Source organism: Mesorhizobium sp. L2C084A000 (assembly GCF_000502875.1).
Classification (GTDB): Bacteria; Pseudomonadota; Alphaproteobacteria; order Rhizobiales; family Rhizobiaceae; genus Mesorhizobium.
The window spans coordinates 108,882-121,135 of sequence record NZ_AYWX01000015.1; the positions used below are offsets into that span (position 1 = coordinate 108,882).

Annotated in this window: 14 protein-coding genes; 5 read left to right on the forward strand and 9 right to left on the reverse strand. The window is 63.8% G+C overall.

Annotation, left to right across the window (positions count from 1 at the left end):
• The first annotated feature begins 111 nt into the window (after positions 1 to 111).
• Entirely contained in the window at positions 112 to 1,095 is a 984-nt protein-coding gene (gene mbfA, locus X735_RS140295) for an iron exporter MbfA (protein WP_023813493.1), read from the forward strand.
• Between the two features lie 160 nt (positions 1,096 to 1,255).
• Here the strand turns inward: mbfA and X735_RS140290 are convergent, their stop codons facing one another.
• The 3 genes from X735_RS140290 to X735_RS140280 all read right to left on the reverse strand — a co-directional run bounded on the left by X735_RS140290 (position 1,256) and on the right by X735_RS140280 (position 2,206).
• On the reverse strand, positions 1,256 to 1,600 hold the full coding sequence (locus X735_RS140290) for an antibiotic biosynthesis monooxygenase (RefSeq protein WP_023813494.1): 345 nt from the start codon (positions 1,598 to 1,600) through the stop codon (positions 1,256 to 1,258).
• Positions 1,597 to 1,929, reverse strand: a complete 333-nt coding sequence (locus X735_RS140285) for an NIPSNAP family protein (protein WP_023813495.1) — start codon at positions 1,927 to 1,929, stop codon at positions 1,597 to 1,599. Before X735_RS140285 ends, X735_RS140290 begins: the two co-directional genes overlap by 4 nt.
• A 64-nt stretch (positions 1,930 to 1,993) precedes the next feature.
• Positions 1,994 to 2,206 (reverse strand): DUF1127 domain-containing protein, encoded by a 213-nt coding sequence (locus X735_RS140280; RefSeq protein ID WP_023813496.1) that lies wholly within the window; start codon positions 2,204 to 2,206, stop codon positions 1,994 to 1,996.
• Between the two features lie 68 nt (positions 2,207 to 2,274).
• Between X735_RS140280 and X735_RS140275 the strand changes: the two genes are divergently transcribed.
• Positions 2,275 to 2,949: a winged helix-turn-helix domain-containing protein gene (locus tag X735_RS140275; RefSeq protein WP_023813497.1), complete on the forward strand. Its 675-nt coding sequence runs from the start codon at positions 2,275 to 2,277 to the stop codon at positions 2,947 to 2,949.
• Positions 2,950 to 3,156: 207 nt separating this feature from the next.
• Here the strand turns inward: X735_RS140275 and ligD are convergent, their stop codons facing one another.
• From ligD to X735_RS140260, 3 genes are all read right to left on the reverse strand, one after another.
• A complete protein-coding gene (gene ligD / locus X735_RS140270) occupies positions 3,157 to 5,670 on the reverse strand; it encodes a DNA ligase D (protein WP_023813498.1) in 2,514 nt (837 codons plus the stop codon).
• A gap of 12 nt (positions 5,671 to 5,682) precedes the next feature.
• Complete coding sequence (locus tag X735_RS140265) at positions 5,683 to 6,552, reverse strand: Ku protein (protein WP_023813499.1); 870 nt, start codon at positions 6,550 to 6,552, stop codon at positions 5,683 to 5,685.
• Between the two features lie 63 nt (positions 6,553 to 6,615).
• Positions 6,616 to 6,825, reverse strand: a complete 210-nt coding sequence (locus X735_RS140260) for a hypothetical protein (RefSeq protein ID WP_155930604.1) — start codon at positions 6,823 to 6,825, stop codon at positions 6,616 to 6,618.
• Between the two features lie 105 nt (positions 6,826 to 6,930).
• Between X735_RS140260 and X735_RS1000000168120 the strand changes: the two genes are divergently transcribed.
• Both X735_RS1000000168120 and X735_RS140255 read left to right on the forward strand, forming a co-directional pair.
• Positions 6,931 to 7,071, forward strand: coding sequence for a hypothetical protein (locus X735_RS1000000168120; RefSeq protein WP_023813501.1), 141 nt, complete (start codon positions 6,931 to 6,933; stop codon positions 7,069 to 7,071).
• Between the two features lie 254 nt (positions 7,072 to 7,325).
• Entirely contained in the window at positions 7,326 to 7,712 is a 387-nt protein-coding gene (locus X735_RS140255; RefSeq protein ID WP_023813502.1) for a DCC1-like thiol-disulfide oxidoreductase family protein, read from the forward strand.
• Positions 7,713 to 7,893: 181 nt separating this feature from the next.
• Here the strand turns inward: X735_RS140255 and X735_RS140250 are convergent, their stop codons facing one another.
• The 3 genes from X735_RS140250 to X735_RS140240 all read right to left on the reverse strand — a co-directional run bounded on the left by X735_RS140250 (position 7,894) and on the right by X735_RS140240 (position 11,578).
• Entirely contained in the window at positions 7,894 to 8,277 is a 384-nt protein-coding gene (locus X735_RS140250; protein WP_023813503.1) for a DUF1850 domain-containing protein, read from the reverse strand.
• On the reverse strand, positions 8,274 to 10,391 hold the full coding sequence (locus X735_RS140245; protein WP_023813504.1) for a TRAP transporter permease: 2,118 nt from the start codon (positions 10,389 to 10,391) through the stop codon (positions 8,274 to 8,276). Before X735_RS140245 ends, X735_RS140250 begins: the two co-directional genes overlap by 4 nt.
• A 227-nt stretch (positions 10,392 to 10,618) precedes the next feature.
• Positions 10,619 to 11,578: a TAXI family TRAP transporter solute-binding subunit gene (locus X735_RS140240; protein ID WP_023813505.1), complete on the reverse strand. Its 960-nt coding sequence runs from the start codon at positions 11,576 to 11,578 to the stop codon at positions 10,619 to 10,621.
• Between the two features lie 260 nt (positions 11,579 to 11,838).
• Here X735_RS140240 and X735_RS0135020 point away from each other — a divergent pair, with 260 nt between their 5' ends.
• Positions 11,839 to 12,207 carry a YciI family protein gene (locus X735_RS0135020; RefSeq protein ID WP_031213674.1) on the forward strand — a complete coding sequence of 123 codons (369 nt, stop codon included), beginning with the start codon at positions 11,839 to 11,841 and terminating at the stop codon, positions 12,205 to 12,207.
• Positions 12,208 to 12,254: the final 47 nt, after the last annotated feature.

A 12,254-nucleotide genomic window follows, 5' to 3' on the forward strand; every position in this document is an offset into this window, starting at 1 on the left:
GTCACCGCGGGCGCGGGGCTTCAACAATTCTTGACCGCGACCCAGCGCGCAATTGACCGAAGGCGTTCAAAACCCTAGTTTAGAACTATTCTAAACTAGGGTGAATTCCTCATGCTTTCCCGTGTTTTCGGCTTCGGCCGCCGCCCCTTCGAATCGCTCTCCGAACAGGAGATCCTGGCGCTGGCCATTTCCTCCGAGGAGGATGACGGACGCATCTACCGCGCCTATGCCGACGGCCTGACGGAAAACTTCCCGCAATCGGCAAAAGTGTTCGAGGAGATGGCCGAGGAAGAGGATGGCCATCGCGATGCGCTGATCGAGCTGTTCCGCAAACGGTTCGGCGAGCGCATACCGCTGATCCGGCGCGAACATGTGAAGGGCTATTACGAGCGCAAGCCCGACTGGCTGGTCCGGCCGCTCGGCATCGAGCACGTCCGCAGCCAGGCCGAGGCGATGGAGCGGCAAGCCTACCTTTTCTATGTCGAGGCGGCCAAGCGCACGGCGGATGCCTCGACGCGAAAACTGCTCGACGATCTGGCGGTGGCCGAACTGGGCCATGAGACCCTGGCGCAGCGTCTGGAGCAGAAACATGTGCCGGGCGAAGTGAAGGATGAAGAGACCGCCGCCGAGCAGCGCCAGTTCATCCTCACCTATGTGCAACCAGGGCTGGCCGGGCTGATGGACGGATCGGTGTCCACTCTGGCGCCGATCTTTGCCGCCGCCTTCGCCACGCATGACACCTGGCAGACGCTGTTGGTTGGGCTTGCCGCCTCGATCGGCGCCGGCATTTCGATGGGCTTCACCGAGGTCGCTTCCGACGACGGCAAGCTGTCGGGCCGCGGCTCGCCGATCAAGCGCGGTTTGACCGTCGGCATCATGACGACGTTGGGCGGTCTCGGACACGCGCTCCCCTATCTCATTCCGAGCTTCTGGACGGCGACGGGTGTCGCTGCAGTGGTGGTGTTCTTCGAACTGTGGGCGATCGCTTTTGTCCAGAACCGCTACATGCAGACGCCCTTCCTGCGTGCCGCCTTCCAGGTGGTGCTGGGCGGCGCCCTGGTGTTCGCGGCCGGCGTGCTGATCGGGAATGCGTAACCGCAAAGCGCCCCCTCACCCAGCCTCCGCTTCGCTCGGCTGACCTCTCCCCGAGGGGAGAGGAGACTACCAGCGCCGGCGCCAACTCTTCTCCCCTGGGGGAGAAGGTGGCCGCGAAGCGGCCGGATGAGGGGGCGACGGCGCGGCGATCGGCTACCACTCACCCATTCACCGCCCGGCTATCCCTAGGCGCCTCGTCCCTCTCCGTCAGCCCATAATCCCTCACCACATGGGCGATGCGCAGTCGGTAGCCGGCAAAGATGCCGCCACGACCGGCCTGCTGCGCCTGCCGGTGTTCTTCGGTGCTGCGCCAGGCCTTGACCGCTTCCTCGTCGCGCCAGAACGACAGCGACAGGACGCGGTTCGGATCGGCCAGGCTCTGGAAGCGCTCGATCGACAGAAAGCCGTCGATGCCGTCGAGCAGCGGCCGCAGATCGGCGGCGATGCTCAGATATGCATCGCGCCTGCCCGCCGCCGGCTCGACCTCGAAGATGACGGCAATCACGGCAGCACCAGTTTCGCGTGCGGGCCCGAGACGTGCTTCAGGAACATGCGGTCCTCCTTGAGGATGAATCTTTCACGCTTGGCAAACTCGTAGTTTGCCTTGCCGGCGGGATGGGCGGCAAGTCGCGCGCGGTAGGCCTCATAGGCCGCCAGGCTGTCGATGTTGTAGGCGGCATAGGCCGTTGTCGCCGAGCCTTCATGAGGCGCGTAATAACCGATCAAATCGGCGCCGCAGCGTGGAATGGCCTGGCCCCAGTTGCGGGCGTACTCCTCGAAGGCCGCCTTGCCGAACGGGTCGATCTCATAGCGGATGAAGCAAGTGATGGTCATTGTGGTCTCCTCGGGATTGCGTCAATAGTTCGAGCCGCATCGAAACGTCCTGCCGCCCGACCTGCTAGGGCTGCCAGAAGGATTTCGCGCATTCGCGGCGCACGTCTTGCCGTGTAAGGCCAAGATCGCGCAGCTGATGATCGTCGATCTCGGCAAGGTCGAGGCGCTGCAGATGACGGTCATACCAGCGGGCCAGCAGCCGCGAACGCAACCAGGTGACGAACGGGAACGATTGTCGGCTGGGGAGCGCCGAGGGGAAAGCGGTTCGTGCGGCCATCGTCGTCTCCTTGATCTCACCTGAGAATAGTGATTATCTGACAAGGATGCTTCGATGAGGAACGAACCATGCGCGAAGGACCAGACATCGCCCGCATCGCCAGCCTGGTCGGCGACCCGGCACGGGCAAACATGCTGAATGCCCTGATGGGCGGCACGGCGCTGACGGCGAGCGAGCTGGCGCTCGAGGCCGGCGTCTCGCTGCCGACCGCCAGCTCGCACCTGGGCAAACTGATGGAAGGTGGGCTGCTCACGGTGGCGAGCCAGGGCCGGCATCGCTATTACGGCCTCGCCGGACCGCAGGTGGCGGGCATGATCGAAGCCATCACAGGTGTCGCGGAAGCCGTCGGTCCAAAGCGTGTGCGCCCGGGTCCGCGCGATGGCGCCATGCGCGTGGCGCGCGTCTGCTACGATCACCTCGCTGGCGAGCAGGCGGTGACGATGCTCGATCGGCTCGTCGCCAAAAACGTGCTGGTCCGCGACGAACAGGAGATCAGGCTCGGTCCTTCGGCCGCATCGCATTTCGCAGCGATAGGCATCGACGTCTACACCAAGCCGCGACGGCCGGTGTGCCGCGCTTGCCTCGACTGGAGCGTGCGGCGCTCACACCTCGCCGGCACACTGGGCGCCGCCATCCTCGACAAGATCCTTGCCGAGAAATGGGCGCGCCGCGAGAAGGACAGCCGCGCGGTGATCTTCTCGCCGCCGGGTAGGCAGGCGTTTGAGAGGGTGTTTTTGACGTGAGACGTCGGCGGGACAACGCCCCCCTCTGCCCTGCCGGGCATCTCCCCCTCTTGGGGGAGATTGGCAGTTTCATCGTTTCGCTCACCTTACAGCGTTGATAGTTGGCGAAAGCGGTGGAGCGCATAATCTCCCCCTTGAGGAGGAGATGGCCGGCAGGCCAGAGGGGGGTACGCGAAGGATCGCTGCGTTGGCAAATTGCGGCGAACTCTACCCCCGCTTCAACACCTTCCCCTGCTTGAAAAACTCCTTCCACGGATCGGCTTTCGCCAATTGCTTCAGCGTCGTCTTGTCGCCGATCGGGAAAGCGTTCGGCGCCAAGCCGGCCTCGATCTCTGGCCAGGTCACCGGCATCGACACGGTGGCGCCCTTCTTGGCGCGCGACGAATAGGGCGCGACCGTCGTCGAGCCCCTGCCGTTGCGCAGATAGTCGACGAAGATCTTTCCGGTGCGCGCTTTTTTCGACAGCGTCGCCGTGTAGCGGTCGGGGGCACCCTGCTCCAGCGCCCTGGCGAAATCATGGGCGAAGGTTTTGACCTCCTCCCAATCCGCCGCTGGTCTCAGCGGCACCATGACGTGAAAGCCCTTGCCGCCCGACGTCTTGACGAAGTTCGGCAGCGACAGCTCGTCGAGCTTGCCCCTGATATCGAGTGCCGCCTCGCGGACCGCCTTCACGTCGACACCTTCATCGGGATCGAGATCGAAGATGATCTGGTCGGGCTTTTCGATCTCATCGATCGTGCACCCCCAAATGTGGATCTCGACCACGCCATACTGGACCAGTGCGGCAACACCATCGAAATCCCGGATGTACAGGATCTCCTCGCCGTCACTAGGGTCCTTCATGCGGGCGATCTTGTCGCTCATGCCGGCCGAGGCATGTTTCTGGAAGAAACGTTGGCCACCGACACCGTCCGGCGCCCGCACCAAGCTGAGCGGCCGGTTGACGACAAACTGTTCCATGCGCGGCCAAACCTGCGCGTAATGGTCCAGCAGGCCCCGCTTGGAGATGTTTTCGTCCGGCCACAGCAGCTTGTCGGGATGCGAGAGTTTTACCGTGGTCGTCATCGATCTAGCGGCTTTGCCACCCGGTGCCGGCTTGGCCGTGCTCTCGCCTGTCGATGGCTTGCCTGTCGACGCTTTGGGCTTTTCCTGCACGACTTCCTCCGCCGCCTTGTCCTCGCGCAATCCCTGGAACGAGGCGTGGCGTATTATACGGTCCGAGGTCCAGCTGCGAAACTCCACTTCGCCGACAAGCTCGGGCTTGACCCAGACCAGGCCCTTTCCCTTCGGCACGGCGGCGGAGAAGGGCGATGTTTTTGCCGTCAATGCATCGAGTTTTGCCTTCAGCTCATTGGCGCCCTTGCCCGAAAAACCGGTGCCGACGCGGCCGGCATAATGCAGCTTGCCGCCCTCATGGAAGCCGACGAGGATCGAGCGCAATCCGCGCCCGGTCTTGTCCGACGGCAGATAGCCGCCGATGACGAATTCCTGCCGCGCCGTGCATTTCGACTTCACCCAGGTCGGGCCTCGGCCGCTGCGATAGGGGGCATCGGCACGCTTTGAGACGACGCCTTCCAGGCCCATGCGGCAGGCATGCTCCAGCATGATCTTGCCAGGTTCGGAGAAATGGTCGCTGAAGCGGGCCGCGGGATTGTCGGACTGTTCGCCGAGCAGCTCCTGCAAGGCCTGCTTGCGCTCGACCAGCGGCTCGCGGCGCAAATCCCTTCCGTCGAGGCGCATCAGGTCGAACACGTAATAGACGAACCGATGCGTCCGCTTCGCCGACAGGTCCTGCTGCAGCAGCGCGAAAGACGAGACGCCGCTGTCGGCGAGCACGACCACCTCGCCATCGATGATGGCGTCGCTGCACTTCAGCCCGGCCAGCTCCGCGACGATCTCGCTGCCGAATTTCTTTGTCCAGTCGAGGCCGGTCCGGGTCAGCAGCCGCACATCGGTGCCGGCGATCTGCGCCTGCATGCGGTAGCCGTCGAACTTCACCTCATGCAGCCAGTCCTTGCCCGGCGGTGCATCGCGCTCCAGCGTGGCCAGCTGCGGCTCGATGAAGTCGAGGCGTTTGCCGGGTTTCGCTTTGCCGGCGGCCGGCTTGTTGGAATGCCATACTTTCGGCTTCTCACCCTTTGCGGACTTGCCCTCGCCGACCTCCTCGATGGTCAGGCCGGACTTCACCGATTCTGGCGCTTCCTTGAGGATGTCCTCGCCAGGACGCGCTGCGGCATCGTCCGACTTGATCAGCAGCCAGTTGTCGCGTTTTTCACCCGCACGCGGCTTCAGCCGCACCAGATGCCATGCCCCATGCAGCTTGTGGCCCTCAAGCTCAAAGCTGATATGGCCCTTCTTCATCGCCTTGGCCGGGTCGATCTCGGGGGTCCAGGTGCCCTCGTCCCAAACGATGACCGAACCGCCGCCATATTCGCCCTTGGGAATGGTGCCCTCGAACGGCGCATAGTCGATCGGGTGGTCCTCGACATGCACGGCGAGCCGCTTCTCATGCGGGTCGAGGCTCGGGCCGCGCGTCACCGCCCAGCTCCACAGCACGCCGTCATGCTCAAGCCGCAGGTCGTAATGCAGCCGCGTCGCGGCATGCTTGTGGATGACGAAGATGCCGCCGGCCTCGCCCTTCTTGGCCAGGGCAACCTTGCCGGCCGGTTCGGCGGTCTTCTTGAAATCGCGCTTGGAATGATATTGTTCGAGGCTGGCCATCCGTTGGGTTCCTCAGGCCGATTTGCGTTTGGGCGCGCTGCCTTTCGGCTTGGCGCGTTTGGCCGCCGGCTTGGCTTTCGCCGACGAAGGCTTTTTCGATGACCCGGAGTCCGACAGGCTCTTCTTCAGCGCGTCGAACAGATTGACGACATTGGAAGGTTTGGGCGCCGCTTTGGCCTTCGGCGCCCTGTGGCCGGCCTTCTTGGCGCGGATCAGCTCCAGCAGCGCCTCCTCGTATTTGTCGTCGAATTTCGAGGGGTCGAACTTCGTCTTCTTCTTGTCGATGATCAACTCGGCGAGGTCGGTCATCTCCTGATCGGTCTTCACGGACTCGATGTCGCCGAACACGGTTTCCGGTTGGCGCACCGTGTTGTCGTAGCGCAAGGTCGTCAGCACCATCCCTTTGCCGAGCGGCTCGATAACCACCGGCCGTTCGCGTCGGTAGAGCACGATACGCGCCAACCCGGCCATCTTCTTGCCCGCCGTCGCATCCCGGATGACGGCGAACGCCTCTTCCGACACCTTGTCGGCCGGGGCGACATAATAGGGCGTATCGAGATAGATCTGCTGGATCGAAGCTTTGTCGACGAAACCGTCCAGCGCCATCGTGTGCGAGGATTCGATCTGTACCGCCTCGATCTCGTCCTCCTCGATATGGATGAAATCGCCATCGTCGAGTTCATAGCCCTTGACCTCCTCATCCTCCTCCAGCGGCTTGCCGGTTTCGGCATCGACATAGAGCCGCTTCACCGTGTTGCCGGTCTTGCGGTTGAGAATGCGAAACGAGACCCGCTCCGTGTGGGTGACGACATTGGTCAGTTCGACGGCACAGGTGACCAGCGATAGCTTCAGATAGCCCTTCCAGGCCGGACGCGGCGCCATGAGCTCTTCCCTTCCAGAACGAGATGAAGGTGAGAACGGACAGACCGCGCTTCAGTTCCGCGCTCACGCGCCGATCTGGATGCCGAGGGCCACCCGTGGCGTTCTGGCCGCCAGCACGGAAATTTCGCGAGCGCGGCAAAAGTTGAAACAGAACCGCGCACGGGCGACATTCAAACGAAACATATGTGATGCAAAAGTCACATTGACCGGAATGCCGACCAACTGCACCGAAAGACCCCGAATCAGCCGCATTCCAGCCACGAAGCGAGGCATTTTCGACCAGATATTAACATCACGTTCACCGACTATTCACGCCTCGACGCTATGATGACCGCAATTCGGAAGGGACATCCGAAAATCGGGACAGGGACCAGGGTAATGAACTTCCTCGCGCACCTCATCGGCTATGCCGCCGCAATCCGCGAATTCATCGCGCCGACTTATCGGCCCGAGCGCTATTACATGCGCGGCCCCGGCCCGGCCTGCGCCCGTCGCGGCAACTCGCTGGGCGCGCACTGATCATGGCTTTCGAAAATCGCCACGACAGCCGGATCTGCAGGCCCGCCGCCTCTACCCGCGCCACCACCTATCGCGCCGAGCGTCCCGCTCTCGCCGACAGGCGCCGTGCGACATCGCCACGGCTTTGATACCGACGCTGGCCGGCTTAGTGTCGTAGGACACGAGCAGCCGAGGCCAGCTTGACCGACCATTCCCAACCCAGTCGACCCAAGTCAAACCGTCCCTCCGGAACAACTCTCGACGCACGCTATCCATTGATCGTTTTCGATGGCGTCTGCGTGCTCTGTTCCGGCTTCGTGCGCATGGTGGTCAGGCTCGACCGCCAAGGCCGTTTCCGCTTCGCCACGGCGCAGTCGCCCTTCGGTGAAACGCTGTTCCGGAGGCATGGACTGCGCACGGACTCTTACGAAACCAATCTCGTCCTGATCGACGGCGTCGCCTTCACGCGGCTTGACAGCTTCGTCGCCGTCATGGCGGAACTCGGCTGGCCCTGGCGGGCGGCAAAAGCGCTGTTGCTGCTGCCGCGCCCGCTGCGTGATTGGCTCTACGATCGCATCGCCAAGAACCGCTACGCCCTGTTCGGCAGGAAGGACAGCTGCGAGATCCCCGCACCCGAGCTGCGGGAACGGTTCCTTGGCTAGAAAACGTGGGGAGCAGCGCGTGAAGCGTCTCATCTAACACCGACGGCTTCTGGCGGCTGCATTGTCCATTTGCGTTGCCAAGGTGGCTGTGATCGCTGCCCACATTGTTCGAAGCTGCCGAGGGTAGCCGCTTCCACGTTCCCGGCGAGATTTCTCATCTGCTCAGAAGGCCGATCACGCGTTATCGTGGTTGGCCGGTGCCATCCGGCCCGCATGGCTCAAGCACGATCGGTCTGCCTGCAGTCTTGCCGAGCTCCCTGCAGCCCTGAGCCGTGCACAGCGTCCACCCGTCACCGGTCGCGCCGGAGGCGGCCAGCACGACGCGCCGCTGCGGGCCGACATCAGGCGCATAGATCCACCAGCCGTCGCGCAGCACCGCGCCTTCCGGGGGCTCCATGCCGGCACCCGAACCCTCGATCCGGGCTTCGACCACCTGCAGGCCGGAAGGCGTGATCTTCCAGTCCTCCTCCCACCGCGTCCGTTCCACCGACTGCGTCCAGGACAGCGTGAAGGCGGCAACGGAGAGCGTCACCGTCTTGCCGGCGGCCAGGATGCACAGGCTCATGCTTTGGCGGCCTGCCGTGAGCGAAAACAGTGCCAGCCGATCCAGGCCAGCGCCAGCACCCAGCCGGCCTCGTCGGTGAGCGGCACCGCAGCGACCAGAAGCACGCCGGCCGCGAAGGCGATGAGCCGTTCCCACAACGCCATGCGGCGGGCGAGAAAGCCGACGGCGGCGGCACCCCACAACACGATGCCCATGCACGCCTTGGCGACGATGTATGCGACCTCGACGGGATAGCCGAACTGGGCGGCGATTGGCCCGGCGTCCTGCAGCATCAGCGCCGGCGTATAGACCGCCATGAACGGCACGACGAAGCCGGCAATGGCGAGCTTGGTCGCCTGGATGCCGATCTTGAGGCCGCTTTCCCTAGCCATCGGTGCGGCGGCAAACGCGGCCAGCGCCACCGGCGGCGTCAAATCGGCCATGATGCCGAAATAGAACACGAACATGTGGCTGACCAGCAGCGGCACGCCGAGTTCCAGCAGCGCCGGCCCGGCCAGCGACGAGGTGATGATGTAGTTGGGGATGGTCGGGATGCCCATGCCGAGCACCAGGCAGGTGACCATGGTCAACACCAGCGACAGGAACAGATTGTCCTGGCCGATCGAGATGATCCAGCCGATGAAGGTCGAGGCGATGCCGGTCAGCGTCAGCGTGCCGATGACGATGCCGACGATGGCGCAGGCAATGCCGACCGGCAGCGCGTTCTTGGCGCCTTCGGCAAGCGAGTCGACGCAGATTTGCAACGTCTCGCGGCCGCCCTTGAACGTGAAGCAGGCGACGACCAGTGCGGCGATCACCAGGCCGAGGAGGTTGACGCCGAACTTCATGAACGAAGCGGCGGCAAGCCCGAGCGCGATCCAGAAGACGATGCGGAAGGCGAGCGGTCCGATCGCCGCCGCCAGCGGCGTGCCGAGGATGAGCACGATGGTCAGCGCCAGGCCCATCGTGCCGGCGAAGATCGGCGTGTAGCCGGCCAACAGCAGATAGATCAGCGCTGCCAGCGGCAGCACCAGCGGCCAGTGTTGCCGCACCGCGTCCCACGGGTTGGGCAGCTCGGCCTTGGCCATGCCGTGCAGGCCGGCCTTGCCGGCTTCCAGATGCACCTGCCAGAAGCAGGCGCCGAAATAGAGCAGCGCCGGGATGATCGCCGCCTTGACCACTTCGGCATAAGGCACGTTCAGCGTCTCGGCCATGATGAAGGCGACCGCGCCCATCACCGGCGGCATGATCTGGCCGCCCATCGAGGAGGTCGCCTCGACGGCGCCGGCAAAGGCCGAGCGGAAGCCGAAGCGCTTCATCAGCGGGATGGTGAACTGGCCGCTGGCCACCACATTGGCGACGCCCGAGCCGGAAATGGTGCCCATCAGCGCCGACGACAGCACGCAGACCTGCGCCGGGCCGCCGCGCCATGTGCCGACAAGGCCGAGCGCGAAATCGTTGAACAGCGCGATCATGCCGGCACGTTCGAGGAAGGCGGCAAAGACGACGAAGATGAAGATGTAGGCGGCCGAGACATAGATCGGCGTGCCGTAGATGCCTTCGGTGCCGTAGGCGAAGGTGTCGACGAGCTGGGCGAAATCATAGCCGCGATGGATGAGCGGCGGCGGCAAATGGTTGCCGACGAAGCAATAGGCGAGGAAGATGAAGGCGATGACCGCCAGCGGCAGGCCCATCAGCCGCCGCGCGGCTTCGAAGACAAGCACCACCAGCACCGCGCCGACGATCAGATCGGGCGTGGTCAGGAAGCCGGAGCGCCGGATGAGGTCGGTGTAGAACACCCAATTGTACAGGCCGGTGCCGAAGCCGAGCGCCCCGAGCGTCCAGAACGCGGCTTTCGCCGGCAGGCTCTTGGCGCGCAGATTGGCAATCAGGCCAAAGCCAAGCAGCAGCAGGAAGCCGACATGCATGGCCCGCACCACCTGGCTCGGAATGCTGCCATAGGCGGCGACATAAATCTGGAACACGGAAAAGGCGACGGCGATGAGAAAGGCGGCCTTGCCGGCGATGCCGTCGCCGAAGCCTGGCGGCAGGCCTTCGACCTGCTCTTCGACGACAGGAAGATGGAAGGTGGCGGATTTGCCGTCGGGTATTGTTCCAGACGTTGCTTCGCTCATCCGACGGTCTCCAAAAGGAGCGAAGTGTAGTGCGTGGCGCCCCCCTCTGCCCTGCCGGGCATCTCCCCCTCAAGGGAGGAGATCAGCAGCGTTGGTGTCTGCGCACGTCCTGCAACGTTAGCGATTGGCGAAGGGTGTGGTGACGTCCAATCTCCCCCCTTGAGGGGGAGATGCCCGGCAGGGCAGAGGGGGGCGCCTGGCGAAGACATGTCAGGTTGCCACGCGTCTTACTTCAACAGCCCCTTCTCCTTGTAATAACGCTCGGCACCGGGGTGCAGCGGCACCGGCATGCCGTCGAGCGCCTTGGCCGGGTCGATCGCCTTGGCGGCGGCGTGGGCCGCGGCAAGCTGGTCGAGATGCTCGAACAAAAGCTTGGTCATCTGGTAGGCGGTTTCGTCGGAGACATCGGCGCGGGTGATGAGGAAATTGCCGACGGCGGCGGTCGCGACATCCTCGCTCTGGCCCTCATAGGTGCCCTTGGGAATGACCACCGAAAGATAGGGCGAGCCGATTTTGGCGACATCCTCGGCCGGCACCGCCACGACATTGATCGGCACCGAGGTGGCGAGGTCGCGGATCGAGGCGACGCCGAGCCCGGCCGATTGCAGCGTGGCGTCGAGCTGCCGGTTTTTGATCAGTTCGACCGATTCGGCGAAGGGCAGGTATTCGACCCGGCCGAGATCCTCATATTTCAGCCCGGCGGCGGCGAAGATGGCGCGGGCGTTGAGCTCGGTGCCGGAGGCAGGCGCGCCGACCGACAGGCTCTTGCCCTTGAGGTCGGCCAGCGTCTTGATGCCGGACTCCTGGCTGGCGACGATCTGGATATAATTGGGATAGATGGCGGCGATGCCGCGCAATTTATCGAGCTTGCCGGGGAAACCGGCCTCGGCATTGCCTTCGGCGGCCAGCTTGACGGAATCGCCCAGCGCAAACGCAATCTCGCCCTTGCCCTGCTGCAACAGATTGAGGTTTTCGACCGAAGCCTTTGTCGCCTGCACCTGGGTGCGTGCGCCTTCGATGCCCTTGCCGTAGATTTCCGACAGCGCCACGCCGAGCGGATAATAGACGCCGGATGTGCCGCCGGTCAGCACATTGATGAATTCCTGCGCCCTGGCTGAGATGGTGCCCAGGCCAAGCGAGAGCGCCACGGCACCGGCTGCAACGAATTTCGTTCTGAAATTGAACATCGGATCTCCTCCCTGAAAATATCGACGACCGCACCGCCTCCTAGATGCGAACCGGGGCGAGTTTAGACAGCGAGCCGCAAATGCCAACCCGCAATTGTGCTCGTTAGACGAACGGTTGAGGGATCAGGAAACAGATGGCCGCTTGCACAAAAAGCCATCGGGGCCGAAAGTTTTTTGAGCAGCCTGTCGAAATCAGCCACTGCCGCGCGACATACGTCCGGCCTCGCAAGGACGCGGCCTTCGCAAAACGGGAGAAGACCATGCGATACATGATTTTGATCAATAGCGACGAAGCCGCATTGGCGAACACGCCGATCGAGAAGGCCCAGCAGATGAGCGCGGCCTATGGCGCCTATACCGAAGCGTTGAAGAAATCCGGTGCGTGGCTGGCTGGCGAAAGGCTGCGCCCGACCCAGGCCACCACCTCGGTGCGGATCGCTGACGGCAAGACCAACGTGATCGACGGCCCCTACGCCGACACCAAGGAGCAGCTTGCCGGCTTCTACATGATCGAGGCGGCTGACATCGATACAGCCATCGAATGGGCGGCACGCTGTCCGGCAGCCAGCACCGGCACGGTCGAATTGCGGCCGATCTGGGAAATGGCCGACTACATGCCCAAGAAATGACGGTGATGGACAGTCGCCCGGACATCGCCCGGGCGGCCGCCGAGGCG